The sequence below is a fragment of the uncultured Flavobacterium sp. genome, from assembly GCF_963975005.1.
GTDB lineage: Bacteria > Bacteroidota > Bacteroidia > Flavobacteriales > Flavobacteriaceae > Flavobacterium.
This window is the reverse complement of sequence record NZ_CAXBFR010000130.1, coordinates 1-7,735: the sequence shown is the minus strand read 5'-3', so window position 1 is coordinate 7,735 and position 7,735 is coordinate 1. Positions and strand designations below refer to the sequence as shown.

Below are 7,735 nucleotides of genomic sequence, written 5' to 3'. Positions count from 1 at the left end.
CCTACTTTTGGAGCCGATGATGCTAAAGTTGCTAAAGAAGCAACACCAGAAATACCTCCAATGTTAGTAAAAGATGCTAATGATAATTTAGTGCCTTTAGTTGATTTACAAGGAAGATTTATTCAAGGTTTAGGTGATTATTCTGGAAAATACGTTAAAAATGAATACTACAACGATGGTGAGGCTCCAGAACGTTCTGCAGATGTAGAAATAGCTATCCAATTAAAAGAAGAAAATAAAGCCTTTAAGGTTGAAAAATATGTCCACAGTTATCCTCATTGTTGGAGAACAGACAAACCAATTTTATATTATCCATTAGATTCTTGGTTCATTAAAGTTACCGAAGTTAAAGAACGTATGTTCGACTTAAACGAAACTATTAATTGGAAACCAAAAGCAACTGGTGAAGGTCGTTTTGGGAATTGGTTAAAAAATGCCAATGATTGGAATTTGTCACGTTCAAGATATTGGGGAATTCCTTTGCCAATTTGGAGAAATGAAGAAGGAACAGAAGAAATATTAGTAGGCTCAATTGAAGAATTATATAATGAAATTGAAAAATCAATCAAAGCTGGTTTCCAAAAAGAAAACCCATTCAAAGGGTTCGAAATTGGAAATATGGCTGAAGAAAACTACGATTTAGTTGATTTACATAAAAATATAGTGGATGAAATTGTATTAGTTTCTGCTTCGGGTAAACCAATGAAACGCGAAAGTGATTTAATCGATGTTTGGTTCGATTCGGGTTCTATGCCTTATGCGCAATGGCATTATCCATTTGAAAACAAAGAAAAAATTGACAACAATCAAGATTTTCCTGCAGATTTTATTGCAGAAGGAGTAGATCAAACCCGTGGTTGGTTTTATACTTTGCATGCCATTGCGACTTTAGTTTTTGATAAAGTAGCTTATAAAAATGTGGTTTCAAACGGATTAGTTTTAGATAAAGAGGGACAAAAAATGTCTAAACGTTTAGGAAATGCAGTTGATCCTTTTACAACCTTAGCTGAATATGGTCCAGATGCAACACGTTGGTACATGATTGCCAATGCAAACCCTTGGGATAATTTAAAATTTGACATAGAAGGAGTTGCTGAAGTTCGCAGAAAGTTTTTTGGAACATTATATAATACGTATTCATTCTTTAGTTTATATGCAAATATTGATAATTTCAGTTTTGCTGAAGCTGAAATTCCTTTAGAAGAAAGACCAGAAATCGACAGATGGGTTTTGTCAGAATTGAACTCATTAGTTAAAGATGTTGATAGTTTCTATGCAGATTATGAACCAACAAAAGCCGCAAGAGCAATTTCTGATTTCGTACAAGAAAACCTAAGTAATTGGTATGTTCGTTTATGTAGAAGAAGATTTTGGAAAGGGGAATATGGAACAGATAAAATAGCAGCTTACCAGACATTATATACCTGTTTAGTTACTGTTGCAAAATTAGGAGCACCAATTGCACCTTTCTTTATGGATAAACTTTACAGAGATTTAACACAAACAACAAATTCAGAAAACTTTGAGAGTGTACATTTGGCAAAATTTCCAGAGTATGTTGAAAAATATGTTGATAAATCGTTGGAAAGCAAAATGTTGAAAGCGCAAACGGTTTCTTCTTTAGTGTTGTCACTACGTAAAAAAGAAATGATTAAAGTACGTCAACCGCTACAAAAGGTAATGATTCCGGTGCTTGATGCTTCTCAAAAAGCTGAAATCGAAGCTGTATCTGACCTAATTAAAGCTGAAGTTAATGTAAAAGAAATCTTACTTTTAGACGATGCTTCAGGAGTTTTAGTTAAGCAAATTAAACCAAATTTTAAAGCACTTGGGCCACGTTTCGGAAAATATATAGGTCTGATTTCCAAAGAGATACAATCTTTTACGGCCGAACAAATTAATGAGATTGATGCTAAAGGAAGCTTAATGATTGAAATTGAAGGAAAAAGCATAAATTTATCATTAGAAGATGTTGAGATATCGTCGCAAGATATTCCGGGTTGGTTGGTTGCTAATGCTAATGGTATCACAGTAGCTTTAGATATAACAATTACGGACGAATTAAGAAAAGAAGGAATTGCTAGAGAGTTAGTCAATAGAATTCAAAATATTAGAAAAGATAGTGGTTTAGAAGTTACAGATAAGATAAAAGTAGAGTTGGAAAAGAATACTGTTTTAGAAGATGCTGTTCTAGATAACGAAGATTATATCAAATCAGAAACATTAACAGAAAGTTTGGTTTTTGTAGATCAAGTAAATCATGGCACAGAAATTGAATTCGATGATATTAAAACAAGAATATTAATCTCAAAATAACACATTATGATTACCGAAGACAAAATGAGATTTTCAGACGCAGATTTAGCTGAATTTAAGGATTTAATTATAAAGAAAATCGAGAAAGCACAAGCAGATTTAGATTTGATTAAAAGTGCTTATATGAATGATTTAAACAATGGAACAGATGATACATCGCCAACATTTAAAGCATTCGAAGAAGGAAGTGAAACCATGTCTAAAGAAGCAAATTCTCAACTGGCAATTCGTCAAGAGAAATTTATTCGCGATTTAAAAAACGCACTTTTCCGCGTAGAAAATAAAACATATGGAATGTGCAAGGTAACCGGAAAATTAATCAATAAGGAGCGTTTAAAATTAGTTCCTCATGCTACAATGAGTATTGAAGCTAAAAATTTGCAGCGATAAAATAATTTTACATTACAAAAAACCCTGCAAATTTTTAATTGCAGGGTTTTTTGTAATATTATTTTACAAATTTAATATATGAAAAAAATATTTATTATTTTATTTTTTATTTCTTTAAACTTATGTTTTTCACAAATAGAAATAGATAAATATAGAACTGAAATCGGTAATTTAGATTCTGATATTAAATTTGTAAATTATTGGAATCAACTACTCGAAATTGATCAAAATATTCTTGTAAACACTAAAGACCATAAAAAAGCAGACTCTATCTCTTCGAGTTTAATGGTTAGAACGGCATTACTTTTTGAAATTCATGGAGATAAAATATATAAGCCTACTATTTATTTACCAATTTTAAATTTGAGTCATAATGAAATTGGAGAAAGTAGTGTTGTTTTTTGGCCGATTATAGAAAAATGTGCAAAAGTTGGAGGAATTATTGAAATTTTTGGAGGAGTTTTTCCTGCTTATGAAATTGAATGTGTTTCTTTGGACTTTTACAATTACTCCTTATTTGAAGAAAAAAACAAAGAAAAGTATACTGAATTAAGAGAAAAATTAAATCAATTAAAAACTAATAACGTTGTAACAGCATTAATTGAATCTTATAATTATCAAATGCAATTATTTACATTAAAAGAAAAGAATAGTATTGGTAAATGGACTTTGCAAAGTTTTAAAAATGAAATTCTTGATGGATCTTTTGAGTTTGTAAAAATGTCTGATAATAATATTTATATAAAACAAAATAATAAAATTCAGAAGTTAATTATGCTTAAGAAGCATAAAGGAGTGAAAATTTTCAAAATAGAAAATGAACCTTTTGGTTGGAATTACGAACTTCTTAAAAATGGAACTTTATTTTTAAAAGATGATAAAAATGAAGTTTTAATACAATATACAAAAGCTCAAATATAAAAACCCTTCAAAACATTACGTTTTGAAGGGTTTTTATATTTGAAAAAGTCTTAATACTTAATTCTATAATCTTAATAATTTTTTACAAATTAAATTTAATTCCTTGTGCTAAAGGCAATTCATCAGAATAATTAACTGTATTGGTTTGTCTTCTCATGTATACTTTCCAAGCATCAGAACCAGATTCACGACCGCCACCTGTTTCTTTTTCACCACCAAAAGCACCACCAATTTCGGCACCAGAAGTTCCGATGTTTACATTAGCAATTCCACAATCTGAACCTGCAAATGATAAGAATTTTTCTGCTTCTTTCAATTCGTTTGTCATTATTGCTGATGATAATCCTTGTGCAACTCCATTTTGTAAATCAATTGCATTTTCAACTTCACCAGAATACTTCATTAAATATAAAACTGGAGCAAATGTTTCATGCTGAACAATTTTAAATGAATTTTCTGCTTCTATAATGGCTGGTTTAACATAACATCCAGATTCGTATCCTACACCAGAAAGAACGCCACCTTCAACTAATACGTTTCCACCTTCTGCTTTAGCTGATTCAATGGCTGCTAAATAGGTGTTTACAGAATCTTTATCAATTAGTGGTCCAATGTGGTTTTTTTGATCTAATGGATTTCCAATAGTCAATTGCCCATAAGCACCAACAATTGCATCTCTAACTTTATCATAAACCGATTCGTGAATGATTAATCTTCTCGTTGAAGTACATCTTTGTCCAGCCGTTCCAACAGCACCAAATACAGCACCAGGAACAACTACTTTTAAGTCAGCAGTTGGAGTAATAATGATAGCATTATTTCCACCTAACTCTAATAATGATTTACCAAAACGCTCAGCAACTTTTGCACCTACGATTCTTCCCATACGAGTTGAACCTGTTGCAGAAATTAATGGAATTCTAGTGTCAGTAGTCATCATTTCACCAACTTTATAATCACCGTTGATGATACAAGAAATACCTTCTGGTAAGTTGTTTTCTTTTAAAACGTCTGCAATTATGTTTTGACAAGCTATTGTACACAAAGGAGCTTTTTCAGAACCTTTCCAAACACAAACATCACCACAAATCCAAGCTAAAGCTGTGTTCCAAGCCCAAACTGCTACTGGAAAGTTAAATGCAGAAATGATTCCAACAACACCAATTGAATGCCATTGTTCTCTCATTACGTGACCAGGACGTTCAGAAGGAATAGTTTGTCCGTTTAATTGACGTGATAAACCTACTGCAAAATCACAGATGTCAATCATTTCTTGAACTTCTCCGTAACCTTCTTGCAAAGATTTTCCCATTTCATAAGAAACTAATTTCCCTAATGGTTCTTTTAATTCTCTTAACTTGTTTCCAAATTGACGAACAATTTCTCCTCTTTGTGGAGCTGGCATTGCTCTAAATGTTTTAAATGCAGATGTTGCGCTTTGCATTACTTTTTCGTAATCTCCAGCAGTAGTTGTTTTTACTTTTCCTATTAATTGGCCATCAACTGGAGAATAACTTTCAATGATTTCTCCGTTTGAAAACCATTCGTTTCCAGTTGAGGTTCCTTCGTTAATGGCTTTTACTCCTAGTTTTTCTAGTGCCTCAACCATTCCGAATTGTTGTGCTATTGTTGACATTGTAACTTTTTTTAGTGTTTTTGTTATATAATTAGCAAAAATAGGGCTTTTTTTTGACTTTTTTTGCAATTGTTGTTACACAATGAATTGTGATATTTAAGATTTTATCTTAGCCCAGATAGCAACGGAATCCTTTTTATCTATTTTTTAAAAATAGATAAAAAGATATAGTGCATAGCTGGATATAGCTTCAAAAGATTATTTTACAAATCGTTTATCAGTTTCCATAACTGTTCCACAATTTTTGCAAGTTCTTAATTCTTTTGAACCATAAAAGTGTTTGAAATGCGCTAGAAAATCAACTTCAATATCCTTTAATTCAAAGTAAACTTCATATAATTTGTGGTTGCAATTGTCGCAAAACCAGAGTAAACCATCTGGAATATCTTGACCGGCACGTTTTCTTTCTACAACCAATCCAATTGAATTTTCTTCTCGAACTGGAGAATGAGGAACTTTTGCAGGTAATAAAAACATATCACCAGCAGTCAACTTCATTGCTTTCTTTTTGCCATTATCTTGAACGTAAACGGTAATATTTCCTTCTAGTTGGTAAAATAATTCTTCGGTTTCGTTGTAATGATAATCTTTTCTAGCATTTGGCCCGGCAACAATCATTACTATATAATCTCCAGAACTTACATATAGATTTTTATTGCCAACGGGGGGTTTTAGTAAGTTTCTATTTTCTTCAATCCATTTGTTGAGGTTGAATGGTTTTTGTATTGCCATGATTAAAAATATTTAGGATTACGAAGTTACTAAAAATTAAAAAAGGTTAGCGTTAACTAACCTTTAATTTATTATGTTCTAGTAAATTATTTTGTGATTGAAAGGGTGCTTTCTTTGTAGTTTACTTCTACACTTCCAAGTATTTTTAAGGTGCTTTCTCCAATTACTAAATCGGATGAAATACTGTTTGTAATTACAACAGTTATGTTTGTTAATGTAAAACCATTAAACTCAATAGTATCAATTAATAATGTTGAGCCTTCTGGAATTCTTCCGTCTGAAAGAGAATAAGCTTGTTCACCAGAATAATTTTCGGGTTTAACTTTTCCTGTTTTTAACAAAAACAACGCTTCTTTTCCTGAAATTAATACGTCTTTAACATCTGCATCATACACAAAGCTTGAAGCATTGGTATTAATAGTACATGGTACTTCGATTTGTCCTTCTTTGTTTTTTGTGAAAGAGATGCTTTTTTTATTAGAAACCACATTAGTAACTGTTTTTTTAATTGCACCTTGTTCTCTAATAAGATATACGTAAACGGGAAAGTGATCACTAAAACCAGGAACTCCATTAGAATTTCTCAAAGGATACCCTTTATATTGTCCTTCTTTCTGAATTAAAAAATCTTTATTATAAACGCCTGCTTTCCAATAAGTCCAAGACGAATAATCTTTGTTTATGTAAGGTTCAGTTAATAAAATTTGATCAAATAAATCCCATGAATCTCTATAAGCTAAAGACCCAATTCCATTATTTGACATTTCTTCCATTGGATTGAAAACACCGAATTTTTTTAAATCTTCTTTATGAGCAACAGCTCCAATTCCTTTCTTTACACTTTTATTATATGGTCCGTCATTTAAATCACCCATTGTAATGATTTTTGCATTTGGGTTGATTTTAAATAATGAATCAATTATTTTTCTATTTAAAGCTCCAGCAGCTTCTCTGTAAGGGCTACTCTTTTTTTCTCCACCAGAACGAGAAGGCCAGTGGTTAACTATAAAGCTAACTTCTTCACCATCTAAAAGACCTGTTACAAGTAATTGATCTCTTGTGTAAACTCTATTAGATTTTTTATCGATTGATTCTGCGTCATCTGTCTCTTCATTTTTTTCTTTTTTTGGCTTTTGATCTTCATCTCTATAAACATATAAAGGAACATTACTATAACTAGTAGGAGTAAAATGCAAAGGATCATATAAAAATCCTGTATCAATACCTCTTTTGTCAGGAGAATCAAAATGAACAATTTTATAGTTTTTGTCAATTAAACGAGGCTGCTTAACTAAATCTTCTAAAACTCTTCTGTTTTCAATTTCACAAACTCCAATTATGGTAGGTGAAGCTTTTTGTTGATCATTAGTACCAATTTGAGTTAAAACTCTACTTAAATTGTCTAGTTTTTTTTTGTAATTTTTATAAGTCCATCCTTTTGCAGGCAAATATTCTTCATCATTAATTGTAGGGTCATTAATGGTGTCAAATAAGTTTTCTAAATTATAAAAGGCAATGGTGTGTAATTCAAATTTTTTTTCTTGCGAATTACCTTTAATTCCTAGTAAAATAAGAGAAAATATTAGTATTGAATGTTTAATTGTCATAGTGTTATGTTATTATTTTGTAAAGTTTGTTCAAAGACGGTGCCAAAGGTATATAATATTATTAAAAGTTGTACATTTGCAAACTGTTAAGTAACTTTCTTAACATAACTTTAATATTTGAAATTAAATTTTT

At 31.0% G+C, this 7,735-nt stretch carries 5 protein-coding genes and 1 pseudogene; 3 read left to right on the top strand and 3 right to left on the bottom strand.

What is annotated here, in order from left to right:
• The 3 genes from AACZ53_RS12675 to AACZ53_RS12665 all read left to right on the top strand — a co-directional run.
• The coding region (locus tag AACZ53_RS12675) for a class I tRNA ligase family protein (RefSeq protein ID WP_339839084.1) at window positions 1–2,316 on the top strand (2,316 nt) is incomplete at its 5' end.
• Window positions 2,317–2,322: 6 nt separating this feature from the next.
• Entirely contained in the window at window positions 2,323–2,706 is a 384-nt protein-coding gene (locus tag AACZ53_RS12670; RefSeq protein ID WP_339839081.1) for a TraR/DksA family transcriptional regulator, read from the top strand.
• 78 nt (window positions 2,707–2,784) lie between these two features.
• Window positions 2,785–3,627 carry a hypothetical protein gene (locus AACZ53_RS12665; RefSeq protein WP_339839079.1) on the top strand — a complete coding sequence of 281 codons (843 nt, stop codon included), beginning with the start codon at window positions 2,785–2,787 and terminating at the stop codon, window positions 3,625–3,627.
• A gap of 82 nt (window positions 3,628–3,709) precedes the next feature.
• Here the strand turns inward: AACZ53_RS12665 and AACZ53_RS12660 are convergent, their stop codons facing one another.
• The 3 genes and pseudogenes from AACZ53_RS12660 to AACZ53_RS12650 form a co-directional block, all read right to left on the bottom strand.
• Window positions 3,710–5,263, bottom strand: coding sequence for an aldehyde dehydrogenase family protein (locus tag AACZ53_RS12660; protein ID WP_339839077.1), 1,554 nt, complete (start codon window positions 5,261–5,263; stop codon window positions 3,710–3,712).
• Between the two features lie 198 nt (window positions 5,264–5,461).
• Window positions 5,462–5,995 (bottom strand): 3-hydroxyanthranilate 3,4-dioxygenase, encoded by a 534-nt coding sequence (locus AACZ53_RS12655; RefSeq protein ID WP_339839075.1) that lies wholly within the window; start codon window positions 5,993–5,995, stop codon window positions 5,462–5,464.
• Window positions 5,996–6,513: 518 nt separating this feature from the next.
• A pseudogene (locus tag AACZ53_RS12650) lies at window positions 6,514–7,602 on the bottom strand (endonuclease/exonuclease/phosphatase family protein); the annotation flags it as partial.
• Between the last annotated feature and the right edge of the window lie 133 nt (window positions 7,603–7,735).